This is a genomic window from Devosia sp. MC1541 (assembly GCF_012847305.1).
GTDB lineage: Bacteria > Pseudomonadota > Alphaproteobacteria > Rhizobiales > Devosiaceae > Devosia.
This window is the reverse complement of the sequence record NZ_JABBDZ010000003.1, coordinates 1-16,888: the sequence shown is the minus strand read 5'-3', so window position 1 is coordinate 16,888 and position 16,888 is coordinate 1. Positions and strand designations below refer to the sequence as shown.

The window sequence follows — 16,888 nt, the reverse complement described above, 5'->3', positions numbered from 1 at the left end:
GAGCACAGAGTTCATTTCGCCTCACGAGAGGCAGAGCGGATGCGATTTTGTCGGAAGATCCAGAATTGACCGGTCTCACTATGGGTGAGTCCGCTTTGGTCAATTCCTATTCAGCGATGCGGCGGCGGCGGCAAAGCCGCCTGCTGTGAGTACTTGCCGGGCGAGGCCCCAGACACGACCCTTATCTTATCCGGCAGTTTTCACCGCCGACGACAGCACCAGATATGCTGTCGGGATAAATCAGTCGTCGTTTATTGAGGTCCGAGAGGCATGACGAAACCGCGCATCAAATGCGCGCGCATCACTTTCTCAGCTTCATCAGCGTCCCGCACTCGGATGGCCGCGAGCAATTGCCTGTGCTCGTCGATTGCCCCAAGTGTGTTCTCACGGCTCAAAGCCGCGATATTGGTTTCGCTCATGAAAAACCCGGCGTAATTTTCAATGGCGTTCTGCAATTCAGCAACGCCGCACGCATCGTAAATCCTCCGATGGAACGCAGTGTTGTTACGCACGCGTTCGGTTCTCGCTTCTTCAGGCAAGGCCACTGCCAGTTCGATAGACGCCTCAAGAAACGCAAAATCGCTTTCACCCAACAGAGGGACTGCAAGTCGCGTTGCGTATCCCTCCAAGGCAATGCGGATTGCCCGAATACCTTCAAGTGCCGTTTTGACATTGGCCACGACCACCCCGGATGATGTCCGCTCCAGCAGACGATTACCGAGAAGTCGCGTGAAGGCTTCGCGCAGCGGGGTACGGCTCACACCGAGCCGCTGCGCCATTTCCACCTCGCGGAGACGCTGGCCGGGCTCCAAACGCCCGTCCAGGATCAGCGACCGCAAGAGTTCATAGACCACATCGGCTGAACTCACCGCCGACAGCCGGCGTCCCACCAGCTCGTCAAGTGCATCCACAGTCATGCAATATACCCCCGTATCTTCGCTATGATGCTGTCTAACCGCCACCACCATCACGCGACAGGGGGCATTCGAGCTTGTGGCTCGAACTTACCCTTTAACTGCTCCCTGCCCGTTCTTCCACAACTCAGAGATGAGCGTAGCAAAGACGGCACCGCGGCCAGCAATTGCACTCACCACGATTGTTTCGTCACGCGAGCAGATATCGTTGCAGATTGGACCCATGCCATCGATGGTTGGCACGCCAAGTGCACCACAGAAGCTCGCATCCGAACCGCCCGAGATATTGGTCAGCTCAAAGCAAGGCGCATCGATCTCGCGGGACGCGGCTTCAACGATTTGGTAAAGCGCAGCGGACTCTGCCGAACGCGCCCATGCAGGACGTGTCCAACCACCCTTGAGTTCAACCGAAACACGATCGGTTGCCACAGAGGCAACGAGACGCTCAACTTCTGCCTGAAGCGCCTGTGCAGCTTCTGGAGTGCGCGCACGCATATCAACGTGCAGCTTAGCGTGGCCCGGAATAACCTGACGCGCATCTCCACCCTGGAAGATACCAACGTTGACGATGGTGCCATTTTCGAGATTGGTCAGCGCTTCAATCTGCGGCACCAGCTGAGCCAGCGGACGGATTGCCGATGCACCCTTGAGGTAGTTCGCTGCAGCGTGAGCGGTCTGCCCCTTGGCTTCAACATAGAACGCACCAACGGCACCGCGCGAGGTGAAGTAACCACCACCCGGACGGCCTGGCTCAAGGGTAAGAACCCAATCAGCCTGCTGTGCATGCTCTTCGATCCAGCCACGCGAAAGCGGGCTACCCAGTTCTTCATCGCTGACGACGAGGAACTTGATCTCAGCAAAATCCGCGAAACCAGCAGTGGTCGCCACATCGATAGCGTTGAGCGCCAGCACGAGGCCACCACGCATGTCACCAACGCCTGGCCCCTCAGCCAGATCGCCCTTGATGGCAAATGGCCAAGATTCAAGCGTGCCACGCGGCCAAACTGTGTCGGCGTGACCAAGGATCATCAAGCGACCCTGACCAGTGCCCTTGCGAACCGCCCACAAGCGGTCACCGCGTTCCGGGACCTGCTCATAGTTCAGTTCAAAACCCTGACTCTTCAGGCGTTCGCCGATCCACTGCGACGTGCGCGTTACGCCTTCTACGTCGTAGGACCCAGCTTCAACACCAACGAGCTCGGCGATGTCCGCCAGCATCGTATCGAGTCTAGCCGCAAAAATTTCGCGGAATTCAGTAGCGACACCCATCGTCATTCCCTTCCTGTATACATGGATACAAGCATACAAAACAGCGCGTTGCAAGAGTGGACAGAAGGGCTTCGACACGCCCGGGTACTGCCCCTAAAGCCGCTATACCCGCGCCATATGTTCAAGCAGACGTTCAAATTTCACCGAAATTCCAAGGACTTTGGCGCACAGACGCGCGCTGTGCTGGCCCCGCATGCGTTCCGCCAAGCCGGATGCAGCGTGGAAAATTATGCTCAGACTGGCGGAACATCGTGATCGGCGGGAATTTGACCCAAGAATCAAGCATTGAAGCGATCAGCTCAAAAGCGCCGGCAGCACGCCGCGCTGAAGCTCGGCACCGATGTTCAAAAGCGCGAAATCGCTATGCATTGGCCCCATCAACTGGACGCCGATCGGGCACCCACGTCGATCGACCTGCACCGGCAAAGCGAGTGCAGGCAGGCCCGACACATTGGCTGGAGCCGTGAACCGAAGCGGATTATCAACACCCGCGTTTGGCGCGCCTAGGGGATTGTCCAGCACAGGCGCGACGGCCGCATGGATGGGCAAAGCCAGACAATCCATCTCGCCCATGAATGCTTGCCAAGTCGCCGCAATTTCCGTCTGACGCGTCTTATCGCGCTTATGTTGTTCGACGGTGATAGTGGCACCCTGCCCGGCCAAAGCGGCGAGAGCGGAGCCATACTCATTTCGTTTGGACGGGTAAGTGTCGGCATGACCTAGCGCCACTTCCCTAGCGCAGAGGCGCGACCACACTTCATAAATGTCAGGCGTGTCCGGTAATTTGCATGAAACCAGCACCATACCGGCCGTCGACGCAGCATCCAGCATGCGGCGATAGGCAGAGCTAACCTCAGCATCCAGTCCGCCTTCAAGAAGCTCTTCGCTATAGCCCAAACGCAAACCTTCGAGGCTGACCGCCGGAACCTCGCCCCTGCCCCCAATCATTGCCTTGAGCATCAAAGCGCAGCCTTGGGCGGTCGTCGCCATGGGACCGACATGGTCAAGGCTCGGCGCCATGGCGCAAACGCCTTCAACGCTAACCAAACCCCGGCTCGGCTTTAAACCGGTGAGGCCGCAATAGGCCGATGGGAAGCGGATGGAACCACCGGTATCACTGCCGACTGCACCCGCCGCAAGCGCTGCGGCAACGGCCACGCCGGAACCAGAGGAGGATGAGCCGACTCGAAACTGTTCACCCCAAGGGTTCTTCGGCACAGGCATAAGCGGGTGATGCGTCGAGCACGCACCCTCGGCCATAGCGAGCTTACCCAGAAGCACTGCGCCTGCTTGCAAAAGCTGGGAGACAACTGCCGCATTGCGGTGCGTTTGCCGATTGCGGTGAATGGCCATGCCATTTGAAGTCGGAGCGAAGTCCGTCTCACACAGATCCTTGACCGCGATTGGCACGCCGTGCAGCGCGCCGAGAATGCGTCCTTCCCGATAGGCTGCATCGCATGCGGCTGCCTGTTTGAGCGCCACGTCTCCCGTTACACAGATATAGGCCGCATATTGGGTATCGAGCACCTCAATGCGCTCTAAATAGGCCCGCGTGAGATCAACAGATGACACCTTGCCCTTGGCGAGGGCCACAGCGATTTCCGGAAGGGGGCGAGCAAGAAGGTCGGCGAGCAGAGAAGCGTTTTGCATGAGGCAGCAGCTAAACGGGGGATATAAAAAAGATCAGGTGGCGAACCACCTGATCTATCGCAACACCTAAATGTCTTTAGGGGTTAGCGGGCGATTTCGTCAAAGCGCACAGTCCAGTCGCTGACGTTTTCGTTGACGAGGCGGCCGTCCATAACAAAGCCGTCGCCATCAGCTGGGAGGGCTGCTGCGAGCTCTTCAGGAAGGGCAACATTCTTGTTTACAGGCGCCATGTTGACGCGAGCCAGCATTTCTTCCTGCGCACCCTTAGAGATGATGTAGTTGACGAACTGCGCAGCTTCGTCCTGGCTGTCGCCCTTGGTCATCATCATAACGTCGAAGTACATCGGCGCCGGCTTTGGCGCGACCATCTTCATGTTGAGGCCTTCCTTGGCGATCGCGTTCATGTGCGAGCTCTGGCCGATAAGGATCGAGCCTTCACCCTGAACGATCGACTGACGAGCCTGCGAGTCCGAAGAATAATAGAGCGAAACGTTCTCGTTCAGGTTCTTGAGAGCTTCAAAGCCAGCATCGAAATTGTCGATGGTGCCGCCGTTGATCTGGTTTGCAACCATCAGCAACGAGCCCGAATAGATCGACATCGCTGGCGCGATGATCTGGCTCTTATATTCTGGCTTCCAGAGATCTTCCCAAGAGGTCGGCGGCACGGTCACGACGTCAGCGTCATAAACGATGCCCATTGGGTAGTAATAAATACCAACCCAATCATCAGAGATCGCACCCTGGATCAGTTCACCACTGTTGGTCAGCTTGTCCTTCGGGATCTTGACGAAGAGTTCCTGGTCCTGGCCCGCTTCGCTGGCGATGGTGTTGGTTGCAAACCACACGTCAACCGACGGGTTAGCGCGCTCTGCCTGCAGCTTGACGAGACCCTCACCCGACGAGGACTGGGTGACCGCATTGACCTTAATGCCGGTTTCCGCTTCGAACTGCTGCGAAATGGCCTTGAGGCCATTTTCCCAGGTCGAGCCCCAGATCTGGATGGTGATTTCTTTGTCTTGGGCGAAGGCAGGCGCCGCAGCCAAAACGAAAGCAGAAGAGAGAAGAAGGGTCTTGATATTCACGATAGTCTCACATTCTCTATATTGAAACACACCGCTCAGCACCCTGCCCGGAAGCAGCAGAACAGATACGATGTAAAAATCGGATCGAGACGAGTGGTTCAACTCGCAGAGTGCGTGGCCCGTTGCCTAGCCATGACCGGGCGATGCAACCCAGCATCGTCCAGCAGGTCGTCAGTGTTTCCCTCCACCTCTGACCCAAACACACCTCCACAAGTATCACCGGTCAAAAATCCAGCCCTGACCAACTGGCAATAGACGCTGACGACAAACCGTCGCTGCTACTGCTGTTGATCGAACAAATTCCGTGACGAGACTCAGGGGTTCCCTCCATTTGTGCACACACGGATACCTGTATACAACGTGTACGCTGGGATACTTGCATACATTTGCTGAGCACAGCAAGAGGCTCCCATGGGGGGGGGATGCGAAAAAATTCACCCACCACGCTTTCCGACTATTCGTTAGGCAAATATCGCTCTCAATCAGCTAAGCTTGACAGCATTTTACACAGCCGCGGCGGCGCTGCGAGAGCGCAAACACACTCGCAACCCCTGACAATCCCGTGAAGAAGCGATGGCCGCGACACGCCCAAGCGCAGGAGCGGAACGCCCCACCGACCAATCCAGATGGTTACGCAGCGAAGAGTATCGCGGAATCAAAATGGATATCTGCGCACCAAAACTGCATGCGCAACGGACTGCACAGGCCGGCGCAATTTTAACATCTCATCCTCCACCACCCACGCAGCTCTGCGTTCCCGCGGAAGCCAAGAACGTGCTTACTCAAAGATATAGCGCGTGCCCGCACGAAACATAGCGACACATAAGGCACTAGAGTCGCACTCTCCAATATTAAAAATCAAGCAAAAACAAACATATAGATGTACCAGCAAAAATCCTTGGATAAATAAATTTAAGGACGATCAAGTCTAAAACTGAAACGTATTAGGTGATATTCACAAATACAATCAGACGAGAAAATTCCGATCAACTCATTCAACCGGCAATGAAATGGATAAATCTGAGTTCTAGAACGTATTCACTGCTGATATGATGCACCCAAAATCCTGGCAGGAGTATCCGATGAATACAGTATTCAAGCGCAGCTTAAGCGCACTTGCTCTCACCGTAGCCTTTGCAATTCCCGCCCATGCTCAGGCTGTCACTCAAGCTTCCGTTGTGGCAGCGTGCTCAGTTAGCGCAAACGCATGCATAGCTGCGCAGAACGCGTTTGTTGCATCTTTGCGTGCACAGGGCCTGACACCGGCGCAAATTGGCGCAGCTGTCGGCACAGTGGTTGCTGCTCTGGTTAACTCGGGCACTGTCGCACCTGCCATCATTGCCGCAGCAGCGCAGAACTCGGTTCAATATGCAGCAAGCACTGCACAGGCAAGCGCGTTTACACAGATCGCGGAAGTTGTAAGCTCGGGTGGCACTGTGACCCAAGACGTTATTCAGGTCGCATCGTCTTCCAGCCCAAACTGATTTGATTGCGCCATGAAATTTGTGACCGAGAATCACTCGGTCACAAATGCAAGCTAAATCACTATTTTCTTGCCGTACCGGGTGTACTTGGCACCTACTCGGAAACGCCCAATGTTTAGCCGCGTTACTCTTGCCTTTCTCTCCTTTTCGCTTTTTGCGACAAGCATGATTGTGGGACAACGAGAGCTGTCAGGGCTAATGCAGGTGGGTACGACCGACGAGAGCTTTTTCGAAACACTCCTTGGTCACGATAAATCTCAAGCCATTTCCTACAGATCTACAGATGACATTTTGCGACGCTGCATCAACGTCGCAGGCGGGCTCTATGGAGCTCTCCAGCCTGAGCAATGGCAGGAATTGGCACGGTTCAATTGCTAGAAACCGCGGACAACGCTGTTGCCCAAATGCCGAGCTACGCTTTGGGCTGGTATGCCAAGTCACTCTTCTCCTACCAGCTCGGGCAACCACAAGCAGCCGAGGCCGCACTGGTGCAAGCGCAGCATGTCGGTCGTCATGAACAATGGATCGCCGAAGGCCGGGTCCAACTCGCCGAAGACCATTTTACGACGCTCTCTCCCGCAGCGCTTTCGGGGCACCAGCAAGACCTTGAACTGCTCGCAAAATCCGCACGGGGCGTGGCTTCAGTTGCGCGTCGATACGCGACACAGCCTGATTTCCGCGAGCGCATAACCCTTATCGTTGAACAATTACCGCCGGAAGACCAGGTGCGTTTCCTCACCAACGTTCGTCGCGCAACTCAAACATTTGGCATGGTCATGCCATGACACTTGCTGACACTATACTCCTGAGAAATCGCTCAAGGTCATCGACCCAACCGCGCGCTTCGGCGGTCAATGGTGCACTGGCATTTGGCCTGATCACACTTGCCACTTTTGCCCCTATCCCGCTTGGTGCCAACAACGCTGTGGCATGGTCGATCAACGGGACCATTGTCGCCCTGATCGGCCTTATCTACTGCCTTGCCCTGATGTTCACAGGCGACGGCTTGCGCGTCGGGCTATCACGCTTTCTACCCGAAACCCTGCTGTCGACCATTTTGGGCGGTTTCATCATTTTCCAAATCCTGCCCTCCTCTCTGTGGGGCGGGAGTGTGGGGCTGGTCGATATCGACGGCAACAATTACGCTCTGAACCAAATCAGCGCGTCGGTCGGCATGACAATATTCTCCGCTGTCTGCTTCTTTACCTACGTGCTGTTTTTCTTCCTGGTCATCCAGGTGTCCGCTAATCGTCAGCGCGCCCTGTTCCTCGCAGAACTCGCTTTTGCGGCCATAATTGCGCATGCGGTTCTGGGCCTAATCGCGCTAACGCTTTGGAATGACAGCCTATTGTTTTTCGACAGGTGGGCGTATCACGGCGTTGCAACCGGGACGTTCGTCAACCGCAATTCGTACGGCACCTTCCTCGCGATCGGGTTTGTGCTTGGGGTTGGCCTCACGCTTCGAGCGGCGCTGAACAAGCGGAGCACTCTAGGCCAGCGCCTGCCGCGAGCCGACGAGAAATTCGTATGGGTCGGGCTGCAACTGGTCGGCACGGTTCTTATTCTTGCAGCGCTGCTCGCAAGTCAGTCACGAATGGGACTAGCAGCCGCACTGGCCGGCGGCGCCGTCCTCCTCATAATTACGTTGACGAAAACCAGCCTAGCCCGAAAGCGCATAGGACTTTTGGTGATGCTCGCTTTCATCGTTGTTGCGGGCCTAGCGTTTTTCGTTTTTGGCGACGGAACTTTAGACCGCCTTGGCAGTACAGAAGCTGACGCTGACGTGCGCCAGCAACTCTATGCGCAGGTCGTGCAACTGATCGAGGCGCACTGGCTGTGGGGAACCGGCGCCGGAACGTTCGAGCTCGTCTACCCCCTATTTCACCGCTGGCCAGTCAGTCCCGATCTCATTTGGGACAAGGCGCACAATACATACCTTACTCTTTGGAGTGAGCTGGGCCTCGTTTTTGGCACAATACCGCTGGTGATCTTCGCAACCATCGCCGCGCGCCTGATTGTTCTCATCAAACAGCGCCGCGAGGACTGGTGGCTTCCCGCCATGTCGTTGTCTGCACTTGTGGTGGTTGCGACGCACTCACTCGTCGACTTCTCGATGGAGATTCAGGGCGTGGTCTTGATGTTACTCTTCGTCGTTGGGATCGGGCTAGACTTTCGTGCCAAGAGTTCGGAACCCGCCCCCTTGCGCGAGGCAAAAAATTGATGTTGGACCGAATAAAAGCTTTGTTCGGCCGCCCAAAAACTGAGGGAACGAAAGCCCCAAGAGCCCGGGAAACACTTAACGACACCTATAGCGTCATTTACGCCATCGGCGACGTGCATGGTCGCCTCGATCTTCTAAAGCAACTTGAAGCCAAGATATTGGCGGATGGAGACCATATCGGGGGCCAAAAGCTCATTGTGCAGCTCGGTGATCTGATAGACCGCGGCCCTCACTCAGCTAAAACAATAGATCATATGCTCTCGCGCCCTGCCCGAGGCTGGCATCGCCGCGCCATTGTCGGCAACCATGAAATTACGCTGTGTGAAGCCCTACACAACAGCCGTGTGTTTGAACGCTGGCTTGGGTTTGGCGGCGTCGAGACCCTTGGCAGCTACGGCATTGGACAGCGCGAAATTCAAAGTGCGCTAGGAAACTCGCGACGCGTCAGCGAACTCCTCCAAACTGTCGTGCCCCCTGAGCACATTCAGTTCCTTCTGGCCCTGCCGCTAACACTGACTGTCGAAAACTTCGTGTTTGCGCACGCAGGCGGCCGCCCAGGAATTGCCCTCGGCGCTCAGGAGGAACGCGACTACCTCTGGTACACCGGATCGCGCGACGACATCCGAACCGATGGGAAAACGATCGTCCATGGGCATGAAATCGTGGCACTACCCGAAATCTTTCCTGGCCGCATCAATGTCGATACGGGCGCCTACAAGACAGGGATCTTGAGCGCCGTTCGACTAGAAAAGAATGTGCCGCCACGCACGATTCAAGCTACTGCTACATAGAGAATAAAAAACGCCATTGGCGTGTGACTGGGGGAATAATCTGTGGACGAAGTCGAAATCGATTTGCGCGGTATCGCCAATCTACTGCGACGCCGTATTCGGCTGATTGCCCTTACACTTGCAGTCGTACTCGGCGTGGCAATTCTTGCTTTAGTCGCTATGAAGCCTGTTTACACCGCTTCAAGCCTAGTGATGGTCGACACGTCCCGCAAAAACCTGCTCGAGGCTGAATACGCTGCGACAGCTCCGTCGGCGGATAATGCTCGCGTGGATAGCGAAGTCGAAATCCTGCGTTCCAATGCCGTCCTGCTGTCTGTGATCGTCAATGAAAACCTTATTGATGACGCTGAATTCGGCGTTTCAGAAGGGGGCCGCAGCATCGGGGATTTCTTCCGCGCCCTTCTGCCAAACAACTCCACGCAACGCATTGATGACCCACTTCAACAGGTCCTCAGAAAGTTCACCGATGCGGTTCGGGTGCAACGCCGTGGACTGACCTATCTTATTACCCACGGCTACTGATCGTCGTTCGGAAGAGCTGGTCCGTTCAACACCGCGCAGGACTGAGAAGCCCTGCGTCGCCTGTTGAGGCCAGAGCCGAAGGCACCGACCGCCGACATCGTGCGATGAGCGTAGAGGGTATCGCTGCTACGGGATGCAACGCCCCAAACAACACCATCGGCATCCTCGCACCCTGCCCTCATGCCGAATATCGCAACACGCGCGACTATTTCTTAGCCCAACGCGTATATAGCGAATAAATCACTTCGATCTCGAAGATTGCCGACATCTGCGCAGACAGGCGCAAATGTTCAGGACATGGCGCGCGGCATAGGGCTCGACGATCGTATCGACAGCAAGTTCCTCAATGCGGGCCCCGACAATGAGGACGCTCACGATTTAATTCGAATGATTCAGCGCTGGGTACGCGCGCGAGAAGAGCCAATCAAGCATCGCGCTAGTGCGCCAATAAGAATAAAATGCAGGGTGTCCTAAGCAAGAACACTCACCTCACACTGTGTTACAATATCGAAAACTCCAATAAAAACCGACCACTAAGACTCGCCACTCCCGTTTTGACAGCACAGCTAACGCTTCTCAGCGCGATCCCGAAGAATTTTGAGTTGCGACAATCTATTCGAGCCTGCTATGCTTGAAATAAATTATGGCAGGAGTTTCTTATGAAAACTGTTTTGAAGCACGGGCTCGCCGCCCTTGCTCTGACCGTAGCCTTTTCTGTACCAGCACACGCTCAGGCCGTTACCCAAGCATCTGTTGTTGCAGCCTGCTCGGTTAGCGCCAATGCATGTATTGCAGCACAGAACGGCTATGTTGCAGCACTTCGCGCACAAGGTCTATCTCCAGCGCAGGTTAGTGCTGCTGTTGGTACGCTAGTTTCGGCCCTTGTCAGCTCGCCATCCGTACCACCGGCCATTATAGCGGCAGCGGCTAACAATGCGGTGCAGTATGCTTCTAGCCCAGCTCAGGCTGCAGCTTTCACCCAGATCGCTACCGTTGTAAGCTCTGGCGGTACCGTTCCTCAGAACGTCCTTCAAGTTGCGTCGGCAGCCAGCCCAAACTGATCTGACGCTTAACCCGCTTTGCGTGATCGAGCCTGCCTCGGTCACGCCTAAAGCATTGCCTTACTACCTTCTTGCCGTACCGGGTGTACTTGGTACCTACTCGGAAACGCCGTATGCTTAGTCGAGTCATGCTTGTTTTCGTCACTGGCTCGCTGTTGGCTACGAGCGTTGTGGTCGGTCAACGTGAGCTTTCGAGCTTAGTACAAGCCGGCATCCCCGACCCAGACTTCTTTGAAGCAGTGCTCGCTGACGAAGTTTCACCTAGCCTGTCATATCGTGCATCCGACGACCTACTGCGCCGCTGTGTCAACATTGTTGGCGGGCTTTACGGCGCGCTCCAGCCGGAAGAGCGCACAGCGCGCGCACGCGCCATTTGCCTAGACATTGCTAACCAGACTGTGGAAGCCATGCCAAGTTACGCCTTGGGGTGGTACGCAAAATCGCTTTTCTCATACCAGCTTGCTCTAACGGAAAATGGTGATGCCGCGCTAATTAGCGCGCAGCAAATCGGCCGCCATGAGCAGTGGATCGCCGAGGGGCGCGTGCAATTGGCGGAGGATCATTTCTCTTCGCTCTCACCCCAAGCGCAGGCCGGACACGAACAAGATCTCGAACTCTTAGCGCAATCTCGCAGAGGGGTTGCCTCAGTCGCGCATCGCTATGTGACCCAGCCGGATTTCCGTGAACGGATCACATCAATCGTCGAGAAGCTTCCACCTGAAGATCAAACGCGGTTTCTCAACAATGTCCGCCGCGCTACGCTGGAGTTTGGGATGGTGGCGCCATGACCGACATCCCGACCCCACTAGCACCCAGCCGATCTTCCACAGCAGCTCAGATCCGCTCATCGCGACCAAACTCAATTCTGGCATTTTGCTTGGTGTTACTCACAGCGGCCGCCCCTATTCCACTGGGCGCTAACGGGCCTGTCGCTTGGTGTCTCAATGCTGGTTTGGTGAGTGTGATAGGTTTCGCCTATGCGCTCACTTTACTGCTAAACAAGCAGGCATTGCGCGTTGGTATCTCATCGCTTGGTGCAGAGACCATTCTCGCCGTGCTTCTCGGTGGCTTCATTCTCTTCCAGACCGTACCCGCCACCATGTGGGGCGGAACTGCAGCTCTAACCGACGTGGACGGCAACTCCTACCCCGTTGCTCAGTTAAGTGCCGCCGCCGGAGTGACTGTGCTTTCCGCACTCAATTACGCGGCATACGTAGTATTCTTCTTCCTGGTGCTGCAGATCTCAGCCAACCGCAATCGCGCCCTAGTCATGGCCGAGTTGGCATTTGCAGCAATCATCGCACACGCCGTCTTCGGCTTAATTGCACTCACGTTGTGGAACGACAGCCTGCTGTTCTTTGAAAAGTGGGCCTACCACGGGGTAGCTGTCGGCACATTCGTGAACCGCAATACATACGGCACGTTTCTAGCCATCGGGTTTGTTCTGGGTGTGGGATTAACGCTGCGTGCTGCACTGAGCCGGAGAAATGAGCGCGGCCAGCGTCTACCGCGAGCCGATGAGAAATTCGTCTGGGTTGGGCTGCAGGTCGTCGGTACGATCCTTATTTTCGCGGCACTTTTGGCAAGCCAGTCACGTATGGGGCTAGGCGCTGCTATCGCTGGCGCAACCGTGGTGGTGTTGATTGCATCCTTAAAGACCAAGCTCGCGCAAAGACAAAAAGGGTTGCTGGGCCTGCTGGCCTTTGCCGCAATCGCTGGCGTCGCACTGTTTGTATATGGCGGGGGCACTCTTGAGCGCCTCGGCAGCACCGAGGTCGATGCAGACGTGCGCCAACTGCTCTATATCCAAGTACTCCAAATGATCGAAAATCATTGGCTTTGGGGTACTGGGGCTGGCACTTTTGAGCTCGTCTACCCGCTGTATCATCGTTGGCCGGTTAGCCCGGACCTTATCTGGGACAAGGCACACAATTCCTATCTGACGATGTGGAGCGAGCTTGGCATAATATTCGGAAGCGTGCCGCTTCTAATATTTGCAGCACTTGGCACACGCCTGATCATTCTCATCACACAGCGCCGCGATGACTGGTGGCTTCCCACGTTGTCGCTCGCCTCCATCATTGTCGTTGGCGTGCATTCGCTGGTCGATTTCTCGATGGAGATACAAGGCGTAGTATTCATGCTGCTATTTGTTGTCGGCTTGGGTCTCGATTTCAGAACAAAATCTACGACTAGCCAAGCTCAAGGTGAGATCTCGAAATGATTTTCGAGCGCATCCGCACGCTATTTGCCAACGAGCACAGCGACCGCGAAATCTCAGCTCGCTCACGCGATGTCCTTAAGCAGAAATATAGCGTTATCTATGCGATCGGCGACGTTCACGGACGCCTCGACCTCCTCCGGCAGCTTGAAGCGAAAATCGTTGCGCACGAGGCCAATACTGGCGGCCCCAAGCTGATAGTACAACTCGGGGACATGATCGACCGCGGTCCACATTCCGCGCAGGTGATCGATCACATGCTTTCGCGAACGCCAGAAGGATGGAGCCGCCTCGCACTAGCAGGCAACCATGAAACAACGCTTTGCGACGCAATGTCGAATAGCACGATTTTCGAACGTTGGCTCGGCTTTGGTGGCATGGAAACATTAGGAAGCTATGGGATCGGCCAAAGAGAAATTCAGAGCGCTATTGGCAATCCCCGTCGCATTGCGGATTTGGTGCAGGCGTCCTTCCCACCAGAGCACATAAAGTTCCTCTTCGCTCTACCGCTCTCGATTTCAGTCGGCCATGCCGTATTTATGCATGCAGGGGGACGTCCCGGCGTGTCGCCAGACGCGCAGGAAGAGAAGGATATTCTCTGGTACACCGGCGAGCGCGACGACACGCGAAGCGATGGCGCCTTGGTCGTGCATGGCCATGAAATTGTTCCAGAACCCGAGATTTATAGCGGCCGCATCAACGTTGATACGGGCGCTTACCGGACTGGCATTCTGAGCGCTGTGCGCTTGGCAAGTGACGCGCCGCCGCGCGTCCTAAACACTTCTACCGACGTATAATATTGCGCAACTGGCGCACCAATGGGGGATGGTATCTGTGGACGAAGTCGAAATCGATTTGCGGGGTATCGCCAATCTGCTCCGGCGCCGTATTCGCCTAATCGCCCTTACAGTGGTTGTAACTCTGGGCATGGCAATTTTGGCTCTGGTTGCCATGACCCCTGTCTACACCGCGACCGGTCTCGTCATGGTGGACACCTCCCGCAAAAATCTTCTTGAAGCGGACTTTGCTGCCACGAGTTCATCGGCAGACAACGCGCGTGTTGACAGTGAAGTGGAAATTCTCCGATCCAACGCGGTGCTGCTCAGCGTAATCGTGAATGAGAACCTGATCGATGACCCTGAGTTTGGCGTGACCGTCGGCAGTGGGGCGGGCATAGGCGCTTTCCTTCGCTCGCTTCTGCCTGGGAATAATACCCAGCGTGTTGATGATCCCCTACAACAGGTGTTGACCAAATTCTCGAACGCAGTTCGTGTTCAGCGGCGCGGACTGACATACCTGATCTCGGCAAGTGTAACCTCCGAAGACCCTCAGCGCGCGGCTGATCTCGCGAATGCCCTTTCAGCCGCCTATATCGAAGAGCAGTTGCGTTCTAAGATTTCCACGATTAGCTCATCGCAGGAAATTATCTCGGCAAGACTTGAACAGACACAGCAGTTGCTGGTGGCGAGCGAAACCGCGTTTGACGACTTCATCAATGCCAATATTGACCGAATGGCCGGGCAAGAAGGTTTTGAGAGCGTTCGAGAGCTGCGCAATCAGCTCACTCAGACAATCGCTCGCAATCAGCAAGTAACCACTCTCGCTGGCGCAGTGGAAGCCTCGCTACAGACCCGTAATTGGAGCGACCTTGTCGCAACCTTACAGTCTGATGCCATCAACAGCCTCAATGAGCAGCGCGCAGCGCTGGCACGCCAATTGGCGGATACGGATTCGGGGTCAATCGCCGCAATCGATCTGCGCGAACAGCTCGAACAGCTCGAAGCCAGCATGAGCCTGCAAGCCGGCTCTGAACTCGCTGCTTTGCGTGCAGAATTGCCGACGCTGCAAACGCAGGCCGATAGCTTGCGGCGCGAGCTGCGGTCTGGCCTGATGGACTCTAACCTGCCGGTGGATATCCTCACCCAACTTTATGCCCTTCAACAGTCGAGCGAACTGGTTCGGGCCCAATATCAAACATTGTTGGCTCGCAATTCCGATCTGCAGGTGCAGGCAGATTTGCAGGTTGCAGACAGTCGCATCGTCGCCCCAGCGCTCGCACCTATGGCGCCCAGCTTCCCAAATCCTCGCCTTATTCTGCTTCTGGCGGGCCTTGCCGGTCTGGGCCTGGGTGTTGGTCTGGCGTTCGTTTATGAGCATTACCTGGGGGGCTTTACTTCCGAGGATCAAGTCGGGTCCGTACTCAAAGTTCCTGTCCTGGCAGAAATCCCGCGCCAAAAAGGCCTTGACCAAACGGACGGCCATTCAGTGGCTGACATGCTCGTCGATGCGCCGTTGTCGATCTATTCAGAAGCCGTGCGCCGCATTCGCTCTGGCATAGACAATGCCGTGCGTCGTCGTGGAACCGCACAAGAAGGCAAGGGCATCGTCATCATGATCTCCTCGACTTCGCCGGGTGAAGGCAAGTCGACCATTTCCCTCTCCCTCACGCGCGCATACGCATTGAGCGGGAAGCGAACAATCCTCATCGACGCCGACATGAGAAAACCATCGCTGCATCGACACATTGGTTTGCAGCCCGGGACCGGCTTGGCGGAAACGCTTCTCGGCACCTCTCCGGAAAAGCAAATGGCGGTACGCGATCCAAAGACGACGGCCATGCTTCTCCTCGGATCGCGCAGTTCAGATATACCGACTGACCAGTTGGTTATGTCAGATGACTTTAGTCGCTTGGTTGATGCTTGCCGTTCGTCATTTGACGTGACCATCATAGATACGCCGCCTATCGGCCCGGTTGTGGACGGAACGCATGTCGCGCCGTATGCGGACGCTATCCTGTTCGTCACGCGCTGGTCAGCAACAAATCAATCTGAAGCAAAGCGCGCTGTGTCACGCTTGGTGGAAGCTTGCGATTATCCGCCGGTCATTCTGTCAATTTTGAACCAGCAAGAAGGGTTCAGCTCGCGCTACTATAACAAGCGCTACGGCGGTTACTACACGGCATAACGTTGCAAAAATCCCGCATGAACGCCGGTAGACACCGCTAGTCTTCCGGCATTTTGCCCCCCAATCCTGATATCGCAGGCCAGAGCGCAGTATGAAGCCAAGTGTTCGCACTTCGCTAGCGACTTCGCCGCGCTCTTACCCCCCGACACACTGATTATGACGCCAGCCTCCACTGTTGATTGGGCTGTCGAAGTGTGAAAACGCCAAACAAGACGATCGTGTCCCTCGGCGTGGTGTAACTGAGGCAGGGCCTCCACGCATATCCGGCTTGGCCGGGTTGGTCAGCGTGCGGGGACTGCCGGCAGGCTGACGAGGGGATCATCGCTCAACGGGGCGACGGATTCCAGCGTCATGTATCTGGCGCGCTGCACAGCCCACTCATCGTTCTGCTCAAGCAGGATGGCGCCAACGAGCCGGACGATGGCATCCTCGTTGGGGAAGATGCCCACCACCTCGGTCCGCCGCTTCACCTCGCCATTTATCCGTTCTATCGGGTTGTTGCTATGCAGCTTGGCCCGATGCTCCCTGGGGAAGCTCATGTAGGCAAGGACGTCGTGCTCGGCCTCGTCCATGATGGTGGCGAGCTTGGGCACCCGCGGACGGATCTGGTCGGCAACGGCGCGCCATTGGGTGCTGGCGGCCTCCGGCGTCTCCTGAGCGAAGGCCGTGGCGATAAAGGCACTGGCCACGCGGCGACCGCTCTTGCCGG

Annotated in this window: 15 protein-coding genes; 10 read left to right on the top strand and 5 right to left on the bottom strand. The window is 56.1% G+C overall.

Features of this window, described 5'->3' with window-relative positions:
• Positions 1-251 precede the first annotated feature (251 nt).
• From HKD40_RS04480 to HKD40_RS04465, 4 genes are all read right to left on the bottom strand, one after another.
• On the bottom strand, positions 252-917 hold the full coding sequence (locus tag HKD40_RS04480) for a GntR family transcriptional regulator (protein ID WP_169194538.1): 666 nt from the start codon (positions 915-917) through the stop codon (positions 252-254).
• A gap of 87 nt (positions 918-1,004) precedes the next feature.
• A complete protein-coding gene (locus tag HKD40_RS04475) occupies positions 1,005-2,183 on the bottom strand; it encodes a M20 family metallopeptidase (RefSeq protein WP_169194537.1) in 1,179 nt (392 codons plus the stop codon).
• Between the two features lie 294 nt (positions 2,184-2,477).
• Positions 2,478-3,833 (bottom strand): amidase, encoded by a 1,356-nt coding sequence (locus HKD40_RS04470; RefSeq protein ID WP_169194536.1) that lies wholly within the window; start codon positions 3,831-3,833, stop codon positions 2,478-2,480.
• Positions 3,834-3,916: 83 nt separating this feature from the next.
• Positions 3,917-4,915, bottom strand: a complete 999-nt coding sequence (locus tag HKD40_RS04465; protein ID WP_169194535.1) for an extracellular solute-binding protein — start codon at positions 4,913-4,915, stop codon at positions 3,917-3,919.
• 1,082 nt (positions 4,916-5,997) lie between these two features.
• Between HKD40_RS04465 and HKD40_RS04460 the strand changes: the two genes are divergently transcribed.
• The 10 genes from HKD40_RS04460 (at position 5,998) to HKD40_RS04415 (ending at position 16,179) form a co-directional block, all read left to right on the top strand.
• Complete coding sequence (locus HKD40_RS04460) at positions 5,998-6,399, top strand: hypothetical protein (RefSeq protein WP_169194534.1); 402 nt, start codon at positions 5,998-6,000, stop codon at positions 6,397-6,399.
• A gap of 347 nt (positions 6,400-6,746) precedes the next feature.
• The gene (locus HKD40_RS04455; protein ID WP_169194533.1) at positions 6,747-7,184 is read left to right on the top strand and encodes a hypothetical protein; all 438 of its coding nucleotides are present in this window, start codon (positions 6,747-6,749) and stop codon (positions 7,182-7,184) included.
• A complete protein-coding gene (locus HKD40_RS04450; RefSeq protein WP_169194532.1) occupies positions 7,181-8,620 on the top strand; it encodes an O-antigen ligase family protein in 1,440 nt (479 codons plus the stop codon). Before HKD40_RS04455 ends, HKD40_RS04450 begins: the two co-directional genes overlap by 4 nt.
• Complete coding sequence (locus tag HKD40_RS04445; protein WP_248305923.1) at positions 8,620-9,411, top strand: metallophosphoesterase; 792 nt, start codon at positions 8,620-8,622, stop codon at positions 9,409-9,411. Before HKD40_RS04450 ends, HKD40_RS04445 begins: the two co-directional genes overlap by 1 nt.
• Positions 9,412-9,453: 42 nt before the next feature.
• The gene (locus HKD40_RS04440) at positions 9,454-9,933 is read left to right on the top strand and encodes a Wzz/FepE/Etk N-terminal domain-containing protein (protein ID WP_169194530.1); all 480 of its coding nucleotides are present in this window, start codon (positions 9,454-9,456) and stop codon (positions 9,931-9,933) included.
• A 659-nt stretch (positions 9,934-10,592) separates the two neighbouring features.
• Positions 10,593-10,994 carry a hypothetical protein gene (locus HKD40_RS04435; RefSeq protein ID WP_169194529.1) on the top strand — a complete coding sequence of 134 codons (402 nt, stop codon included), beginning with the start codon at positions 10,593-10,595 and terminating at the stop codon, positions 10,992-10,994.
• A gap of 113 nt (positions 10,995-11,107) precedes the next feature.
• A complete protein-coding gene (locus tag HKD40_RS04430) occupies positions 11,108-11,782 on the top strand; it encodes a hypothetical protein (protein WP_169194528.1) in 675 nt (224 codons plus the stop codon).
• Positions 11,779-13,218 (top strand): O-antigen ligase family protein, encoded by a 1,440-nt coding sequence (locus tag HKD40_RS04425; protein ID WP_169194527.1) that lies wholly within the window; start codon positions 11,779-11,781, stop codon positions 13,216-13,218. Before HKD40_RS04430 ends, HKD40_RS04425 begins: the two co-directional genes overlap by 4 nt.
• Positions 13,215-14,012, top strand: a complete 798-nt coding sequence (locus HKD40_RS04420) for a metallophosphoesterase (protein WP_169194526.1) — start codon at positions 13,215-13,217, stop codon at positions 14,010-14,012. The genes HKD40_RS04425 and HKD40_RS04420 overlap by 4 nt, the downstream gene beginning before the upstream one ends.
• Before the next feature lie 37 nt (positions 14,013-14,049).
• Positions 14,050-16,179, top strand: a complete 2,130-nt coding sequence (locus HKD40_RS04415) for a Wzz/FepE/Etk N-terminal domain-containing protein (RefSeq protein WP_169194525.1) — start codon at positions 14,050-14,052, stop codon at positions 16,177-16,179.
• A 281-nt stretch (positions 16,180-16,460) separates the two neighbouring features.
• Here HKD40_RS04415 and HKD40_RS04410 read toward each other — a convergent pair.
• Positions 16,461-16,888: transposase (locus HKD40_RS04410; RefSeq protein ID WP_210257022.1), on the bottom strand; the 428-nt coding region annotated here is incomplete at its 5' end.

What these genes read in the sequence shown, in the direction of transcription:
- HKD40_RS04460 (WP_169194534.1), top strand. Translation starts at nt 5,998, where the DNA reads ATGAATACAGTATTCAAGCGCAGCTTAAGCGCACTTGCTCTCACCGTA.
- HKD40_RS04480 (WP_169194538.1), bottom strand. Translation starts at nt 917, where the DNA reads ATGACTGTGGATGCACTTGACGAGCTGGTGGGACGCCGGCTGTCGGCG.
- HKD40_RS04455 (WP_169194533.1), top strand. Translation starts at nt 6,747, where the DNA reads ATGGCAGGAATTGGCACGGTTCAATTGCTAGAAACCGCGGACAACGCT.
- HKD40_RS04450 (WP_169194532.1), top strand. Translation starts at nt 7,181, where the DNA reads ATGACACTTGCTGACACTATACTCCTGAGAAATCGCTCAAGGTCATCG.
- HKD40_RS04435 (WP_169194529.1), top strand. Translation starts at nt 10,593, where the DNA reads ATGAAAACTGTTTTGAAGCACGGGCTCGCCGCCCTTGCTCTGACCGTA.
- HKD40_RS04420 (WP_169194526.1), top strand. Translation starts at nt 13,215, where the DNA reads ATGATTTTCGAGCGCATCCGCACGCTATTTGCCAACGAGCACAGCGAC.
- HKD40_RS04475 (WP_169194537.1), bottom strand. Translation starts at nt 2,183, where the DNA reads ATGGGTGTCGCTACTGAATTCCGCGAAATTTTTGCGGCTAGACTCGAT.
- HKD40_RS04425 (WP_169194527.1), top strand. Translation starts at nt 11,779, where the DNA reads ATGACCGACATCCCGACCCCACTAGCACCCAGCCGATCTTCCACAGCA.
- HKD40_RS04445 (WP_248305923.1), top strand. Translation starts at nt 8,620, where the DNA reads ATGTTGGACCGAATAAAAGCTTTGTTCGGCCGCCCAAAAACTGAGGGA.
- HKD40_RS04470 (WP_169194536.1), bottom strand. Translation starts at nt 3,833, where the DNA reads ATGCAAAACGCTTCTCTGCTCGCCGACCTTCTTGCTCGCCCCCTTCCG.
- HKD40_RS04430 (WP_169194528.1), top strand. Translation starts at nt 11,108, where the DNA reads ATGCTTAGTCGAGTCATGCTTGTTTTCGTCACTGGCTCGCTGTTGGCT.